Source organism: Geodermatophilus sp. SYSU D00742, from assembly GCF_054049935.1.
This window is the reverse complement of the sequence record NZ_JBJGYJ010000002.1, coordinates 119,180-131,837: the sequence shown is the minus strand read 5'-3', so window position 1 is coordinate 131,837 and position 12,658 is coordinate 119,180. Positions and strand designations below refer to the sequence as shown.

The following is a 12,658-nucleotide window of genomic DNA, read 5'->3' as shown; positions in this document are numbered from 1 at the left end:
CGACTTCGACGGGGAGCACCCGTGGCCCCCGTCGAGCAGTGAGGGCAGCACCTCTCCCCCGCAGCGGCCTGCACGGTCAGGCCTCCATGACACCCGCCTCGCCCCCCGGACCAGTCAGACGCATGGACGAGAGCGGAGAGCCCGTGGACGAGCAGCAGGACCAGCCGACGATCGGTCGGCCCAAGAGAACGAAGGGCCGCCGCCGGGCGGCGCAGCTGAACGGCGGCATCACCGACGCGCCGGTGACCGCGGGCGGCTACGAGCACCGGGCCCCGGGAGCCTTCGCGGTGCGGGAGTCGGATCAGTACGACTACATGCTCCTGGAGAAGATGATCGAGCAGACCCTCGAGCGGCACATGCACATCCCCGCCGTGCAGGCCGCGGCCGCGCTCGGGGTGACGCCGCTGCTGCGGACGCCGGAGGGGGACGAGGTCCGCGAGGAGCTCAACGCCCGTCTGCTGTACTCCAGCGATGGTTCCGGCCGCCGGTTCTTCGGCGTCCGCTTCGAGATCGACGGCTACGCGTTCCAGTACGGCCTGACCACCGGTGCCGGATCCACCCTGCAGGGCGACAACGACTGGGTCGAGTCACTGGTCGAGCTGATCGAGGACTACCGGCCGGCCAGGCTCATCGCCGGGCCGGCGGCCCGCCTGGCCCGCATCGAGCCGCTGTTCGTGCGGATGGAGGCACCGCTGAAGGCGGCGAGGACCGCGGTGGTGACCGCGGAGACCCCGGAAGCCGGCTTGGACCTGCGCAACCCCGCCGACCTCGCCACCTGGCGGGCCCTCGCGAGGGCGGCCGAGGAGGACTACCGCGCCTCGGTCCTGCGGATGTTCACCGGCGTGCTCTACGACATCAAGCACAACCGGTACCCCCGGGCCCGTGTCTGTCTGTATCCGGGCTACCGGAAGCGCGGGGGCAGGCGTCGTGACAAGAACGACGTCCTGCTGGACACGTCTCCCGAGACCGTGAACTTCGTCCGGAAGTTCATCGAACTCGCTGCGAGCGATGCCACCGACGACGAGATCATCACGGAGCTGACTCCGCTGGGTCTGCGGTCACGGCACCCCCGGCTGGTGGCCGAGGGGCGGGACGCCCCCGAGCACGTCGATGATCCCCGGCGGATGCTCCGTTCCCTTTACCCGGCCTTGCGCACCTACCGGGACGGGACGTATCTGTTCCAGCACGAGGTGCCGCTGCCGAACTACGACGAGATCCACGGGTTCACCGTCTACCGCACCAACCCGCGCGACCACGGCTTCATCCAGCGGGAACTGCGGTTCCCGGTGCCGGACGGCGGATGGCACGAGCGTGCGCTGATCGAGGAAGCGATCCGCCGGCGGGACCCGGACCCGGACCCGGACGCCCCGGCGCCGGCCCCGCTCACCCGGGACACGGTCAAGCCGCTCGCCGGCCTGTTCCGATGGACCGACCAGGGCGGATACGAATACTGCCTGCTGGCGAACGACGCCGAGAGCTACGAGCTGCGGCGCCGCCCGGCCACGGAAGCCAGGACGGAATGGGGGCGGCGGGCGTTCGGCCCGAAGGACGGAGAGCTGACGGGCCGGTTCGACGCGGGCATGCTGCACCACGCCGTGGCGCAGGTGCTGCGCCACCTGGCCGAAGGCGTGCCCGCGACCCTGCCGTGCCCCGCGGCACCTCTCCCCTCGGACCAGGTCCTCACCGACCTCCGCCAGCAGCGTGGGGGTGCCCAGCGCAAGGCGGACGCGGCCCGCGAGGAGGTGCTCCGCGCCGGCGACGAGGACGAGAAGGCGCACTACCGGAGGCTCGGCGAGGAGCAGCAGCGGGAGGTCCGCCGGCTCAACGCCGAGATCGCCCGCGAGGAGGCCAAGCGCCGCCCGGTGCCGCGCACGACGCACGACGGGACGCGGATCGCCGCGCTGATCAGGATCCTCGAGGACCTGGCCGGGGCCGCGGACACCGCGGTCGCGCGAGCCCTTCGCGGACTCGTGCGCAGCGCGCGGATCCTGGACGCTCAGCCGACGCGGCCCCTGGCGCGGCTGCAGATGACCCTCGCCATCCGTACCGACACCGGCTCCCTGACCGTCGGGCCGATCAGCGTGCCGGTGAAGAACCGGGCGGTCGGCGGCAGGCCCGGCACGGACTCCCGCAAGGAGGGCTTCGCCCGCCGCAACGTCAACCTCCTCGAGGCGCTCCTGTTGGAGGCCGTCCCCGAGGACGACCACCGGGAGCTCTGGGAGACCGAGGGGTTCACCGCCCGCAACTACACGCGCCGCATGTTCGAAGCCCTCAAACCGGCCGTGGGTCCCCAGGTCGCCTCGGCACTCATCAAGTGCCCCAGCGTCGACGTGCGCCGCGCCGCCCTCGAGCCATACCTCCGGCACGGCCTTCCGGTCACCGACGACTTCGGAGCCGAGCTCGCCGACGAAATCCCTCGCATCTACGTCCCGATCGGGTTCTCATGGACCCACGGTTGGTGCCCCGGCGGCATGGCGCGCGAGCGGCAGGTGCTGGCCTTCATCGACCGGTATGCCGACGACCCGGAGACCGGCCTCCTGACCGCCCACGTTCTACGGTCGTGCGCGATCGAAGAGACGGCGCTGTACCGGATGGCCCACGAGGGCGCCAGGCCCTACGGCCGCCCGAACGGCAAGCCGTCACCCGCCCCCTGGTACGCCCGCATCGAGATCCTCCCGGGCCCGGGCGGCCCGCGGAGCCCCGGATCCCGCGTCCGCATCCGCCGCTGCCCCCACTGCCGCGAGCGCAAGCTCCTACAACCCCTGCGCGTCCCCGAGGTGGCCGGCTTCCTGCTCTGCGTCAACTGCCGCCGGTCGCTGAACTCACCGCTCCCCTACCCCGACGAGTTCTTCTTTCCGTGGGACGGGCCGCAGTCCCTGGCGCGTCGGCGCTCGGACGCGGGGACCGTCGAGGAGAAGGTGTGGTTCAGCACGTCGGGACGGATCATCGTGGGCACCAGCTTGTGCACCGTGCACGTGCCCAGCCTGCACGCGCCTCGGCGGCGTGCGTGACCTTCGGCCGTGCGGTCAGTTCACCCGTCGAGCGCCCTGGCCAGCGCGGTGACCAGGCTGGGCCAGGCGTTGGCTCACCGCCCGTCGGAGAGGGACCGTCACGGTCCTCCAGCGATGCACCCGGATCGCCGGTGCCGCGAACTGTCAGCGCCTGCCGGTAGGCGTATGCGCATGTCAGGGGACGAGGACAAGAGCGACGGGGACGAGGGCAAGATCGAGTTCGCGTCGGGGCTCGACGACGGGCAGCGGGCCGAGGTCGAACGGATCTTCGCCGCGCTTCGTGCCACCCGGGCCGAGCGGCACGAGCAGGCGGAGGAGAACGCGTTTGACGGTGAGCCGGCGCCGATGCTGCCCCTGTGCCCGGTACTGCTGTGCGCCGGGGAGCCCTGCCTGCTCCTCATCGTCGAGGGTCACGACTGCCCGCACCGCGGCCCCGGCCCCGCGCCGGAGCCCCTGGCCCAGGTGATCCTCGGACTGCGGCAGGAAGTCGCCGAAGCCCGGCAGGTCGCGTCCACTCTGGGTGCCGCCGTGCGATACCTGCGGGGCGACGACGGTGTGGAGGCGGTGCTGCGCCGCGAGCAGCCGGGGTGGCTGTTGCCGGGAGAGTGGCCGCCGACGCAACCCGGTGGCTGGTGGCCGGGAATGCCCCCGCGCCCCGCGCCATGACCCGGCCACATGCGTGACCGGTACGTGACCCCTGCCGGGGGTCCGGTTGCGATAGACCGCGAGCTGAGCACGTCCGTCCCCGCCGTCACCAGCCGGCTCGACGGCGCCGGCGTGTCCCGCCGCCGTCCCGGCTGGTCGCGGCCAGCCCGGGGGGCGGCCGATGCCTGACCCGGCCGGCGCTCTCGACGTGCTGCTGCGGCCCTACGCCGACCCCGATCCGCGGCAGGCCGGGCGGCTGATCGACGTGCCGCCGGCCGTAGCTGTGGAGGCGCTCGCCCTTCTGCCGCGCGATCTGGCCGAGACACGCCTCAACCTGACCCAGCCGCCGATGCGCTGGCTCGTGGAGTGCGCGGCCGACCTCGGCGGCCGGCTCGTGGGGGCGATAGCACCCGGCCGCGCCGCGATCCGCTTCGACGGGGTGCAGGTCGACCTTGCCCTCGCCCGACAGTTGGCCGAGCGGGTCGCCGAGGCCTGGCCGGCCGCGCCCGACGTCTCGGCGGCGCTGTCCGCGGCCGTCGCCGAGGCGTGGCCGAGCTGGTCGCCCGGCGAGCGGCCGCTGTGGACCGGCGGAGGCACGGATCTGCTCACCCAGCAGCTGCCGTCGGGCGCCGCCGTCGTCGGCCTCTGGTGGGACTAGCGCGACGTCGGGGCCTGCGGCGCGGGCCCGCGTTCACCCAGCCGGGCGACCCGTGCTCCTGGTCGTGGCGAAGTTGTCGCTGGTCGATGCGACGGTCGGGCGGTGACTGCTGTCGGCCGCCTGGTGTCTGCGGCACTCGCCGCAACGCAGATCACCGCCACCCTCGCCGTCGGTCTCGACGCCCGCGTCCGCGCTGCGGTGGACGTCGGCGGCTGTGCGTAGCCCAGCAGCGCCCGGGCGGGGCGCGACGTCCCGCCGTCCCGCCATCTGCCCGGAGGCGGCGTTGCTGATCGACCTGGACAACCTCGGCGTGCGCAAGGTTCGCCTCGGGGAGACGTTGGCCGCGCTACGCCGTGCCGCCGGAGATGTTCCGGCCCTTGCCGCGGGGCATCCCACCGTGGTCAGCGAAGAAGTCAGGCAGATCTGCGTGCAGATGGGCGTCGACCTCCTCGCAGTCGAGACGGGCCCGAACGCCGCCGACCGGGCCCTGCTCCACCGCGGCTCTGCGCCTGCACGCAGTTGGCGTCGCGAACTGGTTCGTGGCCTCGTACGACGCCGTCTTCTCCGCCCTGCCGGGCAGCGTCACGATCCTGTCCACGGGCAGCGGCCGCCCTGCCCAGGCGTTGATGCAGCGCGCCGTTGAGGTTCGGCGCATTGCCTGACCTCCTGCGCTGGGTGCAGCAGTCCTGACGGAGACAGCTTCACGTGGAACCTACCCCGGGAAGCTGCAGCATCTCCGGCTCTCGCGGGCCCGGTCCGGTCACTGGGTCGATCTCGCTGGCCTCCAGCACGGCGTGCGGGCCTCCGCCGACGAGCTGTCCGAGCAGGCGCTGCAGCAGCGTGGCCTGGTCGTGCGGGGCCGAGAGCTGCGGCAGCCCGACCCCGACGCCCGCCCCGGCCATCAGCGTGACCAGCTGCGCGGCCAGCGCGGCGGCATCGACGCCGCCCGGCTGCCGGCCGGTTCCGCTGCGCCACTCCGGCGGCACAATGTCATCGACGTGGGCGCGCAGCTCCTCGGCGTAGCCGATGCCGCGAAGATCCCGGATGCCTCGGTAGACGTTGTTCAGCACCCAGGTCGAGTGGCCGAGCCAGGCGGCGACCTGGCCCTCGTCCAGGCCGGCCGCGAGCAGGTAGGTAGCGCGGGTGGCCCGGAGCCCGTAGGGCTTCAGGGCCTCGAACCGGTCGTCGCCGGCGAGCGCGACCGCCTTCGCCGCCCGCCACACTTCGCTGATCTTGTCGGCGTTGATGACCTTGCCGTTGGGGCCGACGAACAGCCGGTCGTCGCCGGTGAGGCCGAACAGGAAGATGTGCCGGCGCAGCAGCGCCACCAGCCGGGGCGGCAGCGGGACCGCGCGGGTGACGCCGGCCGGCTGCCACTTCAGCGCCCCCTCCTCGTCCCGCTCGCCGTCGGGCGTGAAGCGCTGGCCGGGGGCGGCCAGCCGGCCGGCGAGGACCAGGCGGCCCCAGCCGTGGTCGGGCAGGAACAGCCAGGAGACCCGCACCGCCCGCGCCTCCGCCGGCCGGAGGCCGGCCAGGCCCAGCAGGCCGAAGTAGGCGACCAGCCGGAGGGCCAGCTCGTTGCCCTGCTCGCCCAGTGCCTGCACGGTGGCGAGCAGCCGCAGCAGCAGCGCCATCGGCAGCACCCTGCGCAGGTCGAGCGGCGTGACGGCCACGGTGGTGCTGGGGCGGTCGTCGCGGTCCATCGCGTGCACCGGGTTGGCGCCCAGCCGCCGGTTCTTCACGCCCCACTCGAACAGCTCGTTGAGCAGGACGAACCGGCCGGTGACGGTGATCTCCTCGGCGTCGTCGCCGTCGACGGTCAGCGCGATCGCCTCCAGCGCCCCCTCGACGGCGACGACGTCGATCTCCCACCAGCGCAGGCCGTAGCGATCGAAGAACTCCTCCCACCGGTCGTTGCGGGCCTCGAGCTTGCGGTGGCGCTCGGCGCGTGCCGCGTCCGCCCGGCGCCACTGGTACCGCTGCTGCGCCGTGGGCGCGGCGACCGCGGCCCGGCGCGCGGCGCGCTCCTGCTCTTCCCGCTCCGCCTTCCGGCGGCGGACCTCCGGCGGGGTGAACCGGTCGCGCAGGTACGCCCGCGCCGCCTTGCGCTGCCCGGCGTCGAGGACGATGCGGTCCTTCTCCAGGGCGTTCCAGCGGAGCAGGGCCATCGCGTTGTCCACGGCGCCGTCCAGGCGGTCCTTCGTGGTGGACCCGGAGACGGTGCCACGGCGGCTGGGCTTGTCCCACCGGGCGTGGATCCGCGCCTCGATGTCCACCAGGAGAGGGCGCGTGGGGTCGTAGCCGCCAGGGCGCCCGCTGCGGCCGGCCCGGCTGTTCCCAGGCCGCTCCACGCCGGGCGGCAGACCCGTCGTCTGGTCGAAGGTCACCCCGGCTTTGCGGGCCCCGATCAGCGCCGCCCGGAAGACGTCCACCACGTCCTTGTCCGCGTGAGTGGCGGTCTTGCCGCGCTTGGACCCGTCCGGGTTGAGCAGCGTCCACTCGAAGCGCCAGCGCTTTCCGACCTCTCGCACCTCGCCGATGGAGATGCGGACCGTCCCGGCGGTCACGCCGACGCCCCCGCCCGTGCGCAGGCTCCGACGCCCGGCCTGGTGTTGCGGCCGGAGCCGTGAGACCGGCGGCTGCCGACCGGAGCGTGGGAGTGCACCGAGGGGGTCCTCTCGCGGGTGGGGACGCTGTCGGCAATCAGCCTCCGTCGGCACGGCCGGTCGGCGCGTCGCCCGTAGACCCGGTTCTCCTGTCCCCCGATCGCCCTACACGACCGTCCGACTGCGGCCGGTCCGATGCCCGATCGGAGCCCTCCCCGGCGGCTCGTCGGTGCCCCGTCGATGCCGGTGCTCCGGCGTCGCGGAGTGCCGGTCAGGCGGCCCGCGACGCCGGCGGCGTGGCGAGGGCGGCGAGCACCTCGGCCGGGTCGACCAGGACCGGACCGTCCGCCAGACGGTAGGTGGTCACCGACTCGGCCAGCGAGTGCTGTGCCGCGGCGCACGCCCCCAGGGCGGCGACCACCTCCGCCAGCGGGCGCAGCCGGGTCAGCACCGCCCACGCGTCCGCCACCGGCGCCGCCGACGCCGGTCCCGCCGTCGCAACGGCGGTCGTCGGCGAAGCCGGCTGGCTCCGCCGGGGGCGGCGCCGGGTGGGGGCGGCGCTGGGCAGCGGCGGCAGCGGCGGTGGCGCCAGCGGGTCGAAGTCGTCCTCGGTCACGGATCGACATGTCCGCGGTCATCAGCGCGCCGCAGTCGCCGGATCCTTCTTGTCCGTACGTCCTCCGTACGGACAGCCTCTCGGCAGCCCGGTCAGGCGCCTGAGCTGGGCCTCCACATCCGGCAACGGGGGGTTTCAAGACCGCCGCCATCGGCCACTAGGCGAGCCCTCCTGGCGCCGTCGAGGCTAACCCGCATCGCGGGTCCGCTCGCATCGTGTCCGCGTTGATCACGCTGCCGTCGGCGTCTGTCGGCACTCCGCACCAGCACGCCACCGTGCTGGACCCGCAGGAGCCGGCGCTCAGCCGCTCGGCTGCAGCGGCCCGCCGTCGTAGTTCCCGTACCACGGCGCGTTCGTCGTGGCGGAGACCCGGAACGGGTCACCGTCGTCGGTGATCGTGGTCTCGCCCTCCTCGTCACCCACCCGCCACTCGAGCGTGGCGGTCCACTCGCAATAGCACGCCTCGGTCCACGCCACGATGGAGAAGAGCTCGGGATCGCTCTCCGTCACCGTGTACGGGAAGTCGACCGGGTCAGGCGGCGACTGTCCCTGCTCCACCTCCGCACGCCGGTCCTCGCTGGGCGCGACGTCGGGCGGCTCGTCGTCCAGGTCGACCGAGAAGTACCGCGCGTGGAACGCATCACCACAAACCTCGGCAACGTTGGTCCCCTGGAGCGGTTCCTCGCGACGGACGACGTCGACCCTCAGGCCGGTGAGGATGACCGCGGTCCCGCTGGTGCCCTGGACGGTGACCTCGGCCGTCGTGACACCGGCGTCGACGCCGCCATGCTCCTCGATCCACCGGAGGCGTGCATCGGGCTCCGCGGGGTCGTAGGCGGGCGGGACCTCACCGAGCGCCTCCGGCGGTTGTGGCACCACCCATCCCGGGGCGCACGGACCGGTCGTGAGGTGCTGGGCACTGACGGTCAACGGCGGTGCGAGCCGCTCACCGATCCAGCCCTCGATGGCCAGCGCCCCGGAGACGAGCCCGACCACGGTGGCGCCCCCACCGACCACGACCCCGGTCCGCTTCCACAGGGGCTTGGGCGGCGGCTTGCCCTCGGGGTCTGCGCGTGCGCCCGCCACCGGTGACCGCAGCGCGCGCGGGCGACGGCGTGTCCTGTTCGTGGCGACGCGAGGCATGGGCGTCTCCCGTTCCGCACTCCGCGGGGCGACAGCGGCCAGACAGGACCGTAGACCGGTTCGGGACGGATCGGACCTGTGCCCGCGGTGGTGAGCCGCAGCCGCGCGGGAGCCGTCAGACGGCGGTCGCGGTCACGAAGGTGCAGATCCCGTCGCCGGAGTGCGCCGCCTGCCGGACGCCGATGAGCTTGAGCAGCGCGATCTCCAGCCGGTAGCCCAGTCGCACCAGGCCCTTGTAGAACGTGTTGCCGCCGTTGCGCACCTCGATCCGGTCGAACCCGGCCAGGCGCACGTGCTCGGTCAGCATCCAGTCCGGGAGGATCGTGATGTGCCCGGGTGAGTGGTAGAAGCCCGGCCCGAAGATGTACGGCGACCCCTTGAAGAACATCTTCAGCCGCGAGTGCGGGTGCGTGATGTTCGGCGTGCTGACCAGCACGCGGTCGCCGGCGCGGAGCAGGGAACGGATCGACCGGAGCACCTGCCGCGGGTTCTCCACGTGCTCCAGCGTCTCGACGCACACGACCATGTCGAACGGGCCGCGGGTCTCGTCGGTCCACTGCGGGTCGTCGAGGTCCAGCCGGTGGATCCAGTCGTGCGGGGGGTCGAGGTCGGTCGGGACGACGTCGAACCCGGCGTCCCGCAGCCGCAGCGCCAGCGCGCCGCACCCGGAGCCGACCTCGAGGATCCGTCCCCCGTCGGGGAGTGCCGCCCGCACCAGCTCCACGGCGTACTCGTGCACCCCGGGCGCGGCGTGGATGCCGTGACCCTTGTAGGAGTTGACCGCCTGGGTCCGCTGACCGCTCCTGTGCTCAGCCACAGCCATCGGGCCACCGTGCCACACCGGCGGGCGCTCCACGCGGACGGGGCCGGACCTCGGCGAGCGGGCCCACCCGCGCCGTCGACGACACGCTCCCGGGCGCATCCGCGGAGGTGCGCCGCGCAGGTCCGCGGAGGCACCCGGGAGGGGTGGGTCAGGAGGTGACCTCGACGCCCTCCCGCTGCACCGGCGTGCCGACCACACCGTGCAGGTGGCAGGCGGCGACGTGGCCGGGGGCGGAGCCGACCGGCTGCAGCGCCGGGTCGACGTCGGGGCACGGCTCGAACACGTACGGGCAGCGGGTGCGGAACCGGCAGCCGCTGGGCACGTTCGCCGGCGAGGGGACGTCGCCGCCGAGCACGATCCGCCTGCGGGAGCGCTCCAGCTCCGGGTGCGGCACCGGGACGGCGGACAGCAGCGCCTGCGTGTAGGGCATCTGCGGCGTGGAGCCGACCGCCGCCGCGGGCCCGACCTCCACGACCCGCCCGAGGTACATGACGGCGATCCGGTCGGAGATGTGCCGGACGGCGGACAGGTCGTGGGAGATGAAGAGCAGGGTCAGCCCGAGCTGGCGCTGCAGCCGGCGCAGCAGGTTGAGCACCTGCGCCTGCACGCTGACGTCCAGGGACGCGATCGCCTCGTCGCAGACCAGGAAGTCCGGCTCGCCGGCCAGCGCCCGGGCGATGCCGACCCGCTGCCGCTGCCCGCCGGAGAACTCGTGCGGGTAGCGCCCGGCGACGGCGGGGTCCAGGCCGACCAGCTCCAGCAGCTCGCCGACCCGCTGGGCGCGCTCCCGGCGTCCACCGCGCAGGCCGTGCACCTCCAGCGGCTCGGACACCGTCTGTGCGACCGTGCGCCGCGGGTCCAGGGAGGCGAACGGGTCCTGGAACACCATGCCCGCCCGCCGGCGCAGGTCCCGCAGCCCGCGGCGGTCGAGGGAGGTGACGTCGATCCCGTCGAAGGTCACCGTGCCGCCGGTCGGGGGTACCAGCCGCAGCAGCGCGTTGCCCAGCGTCGACTTGCCGCAGCCGGACTCCCCCACCAGGCCCAGCGTCTCGCCCCGGTGGACGTCGAGGTCCACCCCGTCGACGGCGCGCAGCACGCCGGCCGCGCGGCGGCGCACCCCCTTCGACCGGATCGGGAAGTGCACCTCCAGCCCGCGTGCCGACACCAGGACCTCACTCACGGCCGCTCCTCACACCACGTCGCCGCCCGGTGCGGCAGCCCGGCAGACCCGGTCCGCTCACCCCCGGAGGGGCGTGGACGGCCCCTCCTGTCCTGGGCGACCGGCATCAGCGGCGGCTGCTCGGTCTCGCACCGGGGGTCGGACCGCACCGGGCAGCGCGGCCAGAAGACGCACCCGGGGGGCAGGTCGGTCGGCGCGGGCGGCACCCCCGGGACGGTGGCGAGGTCGGGCACCTCGCCGTCCACCGCGGGCTGGGCGAGGTCGGGCAGCGCGCCCAGCAGCCCGCGGGTGTAGGGGTGGGCGGGCCGCTCGAGGACGTCGTCCACCGTGCCGTCCTCCACGCACCGCCCCCCGTACATGACCAGCACGCGGTCGGCGATGCCGGCGACCACCCCGAGATCGTGGGTGATCCAGATGACCCCGGTGCCGTGGTCGGCCTGCAGCCGCTCCACCAGGTCGATGATCTGCGCCTGCACGGTGACGTCGAGCGCGGTGGTGGCCTCGTCGGCGATGAGCAGGGACGGCGAGTTGGACAGCGCGATCGCGATGACCACCCGCTGCCGCATGCCACCCGACAACTCGTGCGGGTACCGGTCCAGCGCCCGCTCCGGGTCGGGCAGCCCGACCTCCCCGAGCAGCTCGGCGGCCCGGCGCCGCGCGTCGGCCTTGGACACCTCGCCGTGCGCGCGGATCCCCTCGACCAGCTGCCGCCCGATGGTGAGCACCGGGTTCAGCGACGTCATCGGGTCCTGGAAGACCATGCCGACGCCGGGGCCGCGGACCTGGCGCAGCCGCTCGGGCGGCATCGTCAGCAGGTCCTCCCCCTGCAGCAGGACCCGGCCGGCGACCGTGGCGACGCCGGCCGGCAGCAGGCCCAGCAGGGCCAGCACCGAGACGCTCTTGCCGCTGCCGGACTCGCCGACCACGGCGACGGTCTCGCCCTCGCCGACCTCGTAGCTCAGCCCGTTGACCACCGACGCCGGCCCGCGCGGCGTCCGCAGCTGCACCCGCAGGTCCTCGACCTCGAGCAGGGTCACCGCCCACCCCCCGACATGAGGGTGCGCTGCCGCGGGTCGAGGACGTCGCGCAGGCCGTCGCCGAGCAGGTTGAAGCAGAGCACGGTCAGGAAGATCGCCATCCCCGGGAAGAAGGCCAGCCACCAGGCCAGGTCGATGTAGCCGCGGCCCTCGGCCAGCATCAGCCCCCACGACGGGTTGGGCGGTTGGGTGCCCAGACCGAGGAAGGACAGCGCCGCCTCGGCCAGGACGGCGAACGCCAGGCTGATCGAGGTCTGCACGATGATCGGCGGTGCGGCGTTGGGCAGTACGTGCCGGGTGAGCAGGCGGAGGTCCGACGCCCCCACCGAGCGTGAGGCCCGCACGTAGACCTCCTCCCGGACGCCGAGCACGCTGGCCCGGGTGACGCGGGCGAACACCGGGATGTAGACGATCCCGATGGCCAGCGCGGTGTTGCCGGCCCCGGGGCCGCGGACGGCGAGCACCGCGATCGCCAGCAGCACCGCCGGGAAGGCGAAGAGGATGTCCATGAACCGCATCAGGACGTCGTCCACCCACCGGCCGTAGAAGCCGGCCAGCAACCCGATGAGGCTGCCCACCACGAGGGCGATCGCGACGGCGAGGAAGCCCACCCGCAGCGAGACGCCCGCGCCGAGGAGGACCCGGCTGAAGATGTCGCGGCCGAGGTCGTCGGTGCCGAACGGGTGCTCCAGGCTCGGCGACTGCAGCCGGTCCTCGACGGCGATCTCGTTGGGCCCGGACGGCGCCAGCGTCTCGTCGAACAGCGCGATCAGCACGATGGCGAGCAGCACGAGGGCGGCGGTCGCCGCCGTCGGGTTGCGGGCCAGGAGCCCGAGGGTCTCCCGGAGGCGACCGCGGGGCGGGCGCTGTGTCGACCGGACGCCGGCGTCGGTCGCGGTCGGCGAGGGCGCCGGCTGGGGCAGCGGCTGGCCGGTCATC

Annotated in this window: 11 protein-coding genes; 4 read left to right on the top strand and 7 right to left on the bottom strand. The window is 73.8% G+C overall.

Annotated elements, in window-relative coordinates; genetic code table 11:
- The first annotated feature begins 143 nt into the window (after positions 1 to 143).
- From ACI78V_RS02030 to ACI78V_RS02015, 4 genes are all read left to right on the top strand, one after another.
- Positions 144 to 3,011 (top strand): hypothetical protein, encoded by a 2,868-nt coding sequence (locus ACI78V_RS02030; RefSeq protein WP_456848408.1) that lies wholly within the window; start codon positions 144 to 146, stop codon positions 3,009 to 3,011.
- Positions 3,012 to 3,182: 171 nt separating this feature from the next.
- Entirely contained in the window at positions 3,183 to 3,677 is a 495-nt protein-coding gene (locus tag ACI78V_RS02025) for a hypothetical protein (RefSeq protein ID WP_456848406.1), read from the top strand.
- Positions 3,678 to 3,837: 160 nt separating this feature from the next.
- The gene (locus tag ACI78V_RS02020; RefSeq protein WP_456848405.1) at positions 3,838 to 4,314 is read left to right on the top strand and encodes a hypothetical protein; all 477 of its coding nucleotides are present in this window, start codon (positions 3,838 to 3,840) and stop codon (positions 4,312 to 4,314) included.
- 283 nt (positions 4,315 to 4,597) lie between these two features.
- A complete protein-coding gene (locus tag ACI78V_RS02015) occupies positions 4,598 to 4,957 on the top strand; it encodes a hypothetical protein (RefSeq protein ID WP_456848404.1) in 360 nt (119 codons plus the stop codon).
- A gap of 58 nt (positions 4,958 to 5,015) precedes the next feature.
- On the opposite strand, the gene ACI78V_RS02010 is transcribed toward ACI78V_RS02015, so the two are convergent.
- The 7 genes from ACI78V_RS02010 to ACI78V_RS01980 form a co-directional block, all read right to left on the bottom strand.
- A complete protein-coding gene (locus ACI78V_RS02010) occupies positions 5,016 to 6,881 on the bottom strand; it encodes a tyrosine-type recombinase/integrase (RefSeq protein ID WP_456848402.1) in 1,866 nt (621 codons plus the stop codon).
- A 310-nt stretch (positions 6,882 to 7,191) separates the two neighbouring features.
- Positions 7,192 to 7,536, bottom strand: a complete 345-nt coding sequence (locus ACI78V_RS02005) for a hypothetical protein (protein ID WP_456848400.1) — start codon at positions 7,534 to 7,536, stop codon at positions 7,192 to 7,194.
- A gap of 300 nt (positions 7,537 to 7,836) precedes the next feature.
- The gene (locus ACI78V_RS02000; RefSeq protein WP_456848399.1) at positions 7,837 to 8,679 is read right to left on the bottom strand and encodes a hypothetical protein; all 843 of its coding nucleotides are present in this window, start codon (positions 8,677 to 8,679) and stop codon (positions 7,837 to 7,839) included.
- Positions 8,680 to 8,794: 115 nt separating this feature from the next.
- On the bottom strand, positions 8,795 to 9,502 hold the full coding sequence (locus ACI78V_RS01995) for a class I SAM-dependent methyltransferase (protein WP_456848397.1): 708 nt from the start codon (positions 9,500 to 9,502) through the stop codon (positions 8,795 to 8,797).
- A 148-nt stretch (positions 9,503 to 9,650) separates the two neighbouring features.
- Positions 9,651 to 10,682 carry an ABC transporter ATP-binding protein gene (locus tag ACI78V_RS01990; protein ID WP_456848395.1) on the bottom strand — a complete coding sequence of 344 codons (1,032 nt, stop codon included), beginning with the start codon at positions 10,680 to 10,682 and terminating at the stop codon, positions 9,651 to 9,653.
- Positions 10,679 to 11,719: an ABC transporter ATP-binding protein gene (locus ACI78V_RS01985; RefSeq protein ID WP_456848392.1), complete on the bottom strand. Its 1,041-nt coding sequence runs from the start codon at positions 11,717 to 11,719 to the stop codon at positions 10,679 to 10,681. The genes ACI78V_RS01990 and ACI78V_RS01985 overlap by 4 nt, the downstream gene beginning before the upstream one ends.
- On the bottom strand, positions 11,716 to 12,657 hold the full coding sequence (locus ACI78V_RS01980; RefSeq protein ID WP_456848390.1) for an ABC transporter permease: 942 nt from the start codon (positions 12,655 to 12,657) through the stop codon (positions 11,716 to 11,718). Before ACI78V_RS01980 ends, ACI78V_RS01985 begins: the two co-directional genes overlap by 4 nt.
- Between the last annotated feature and the right edge of the window lies 1 nt (position 12,658).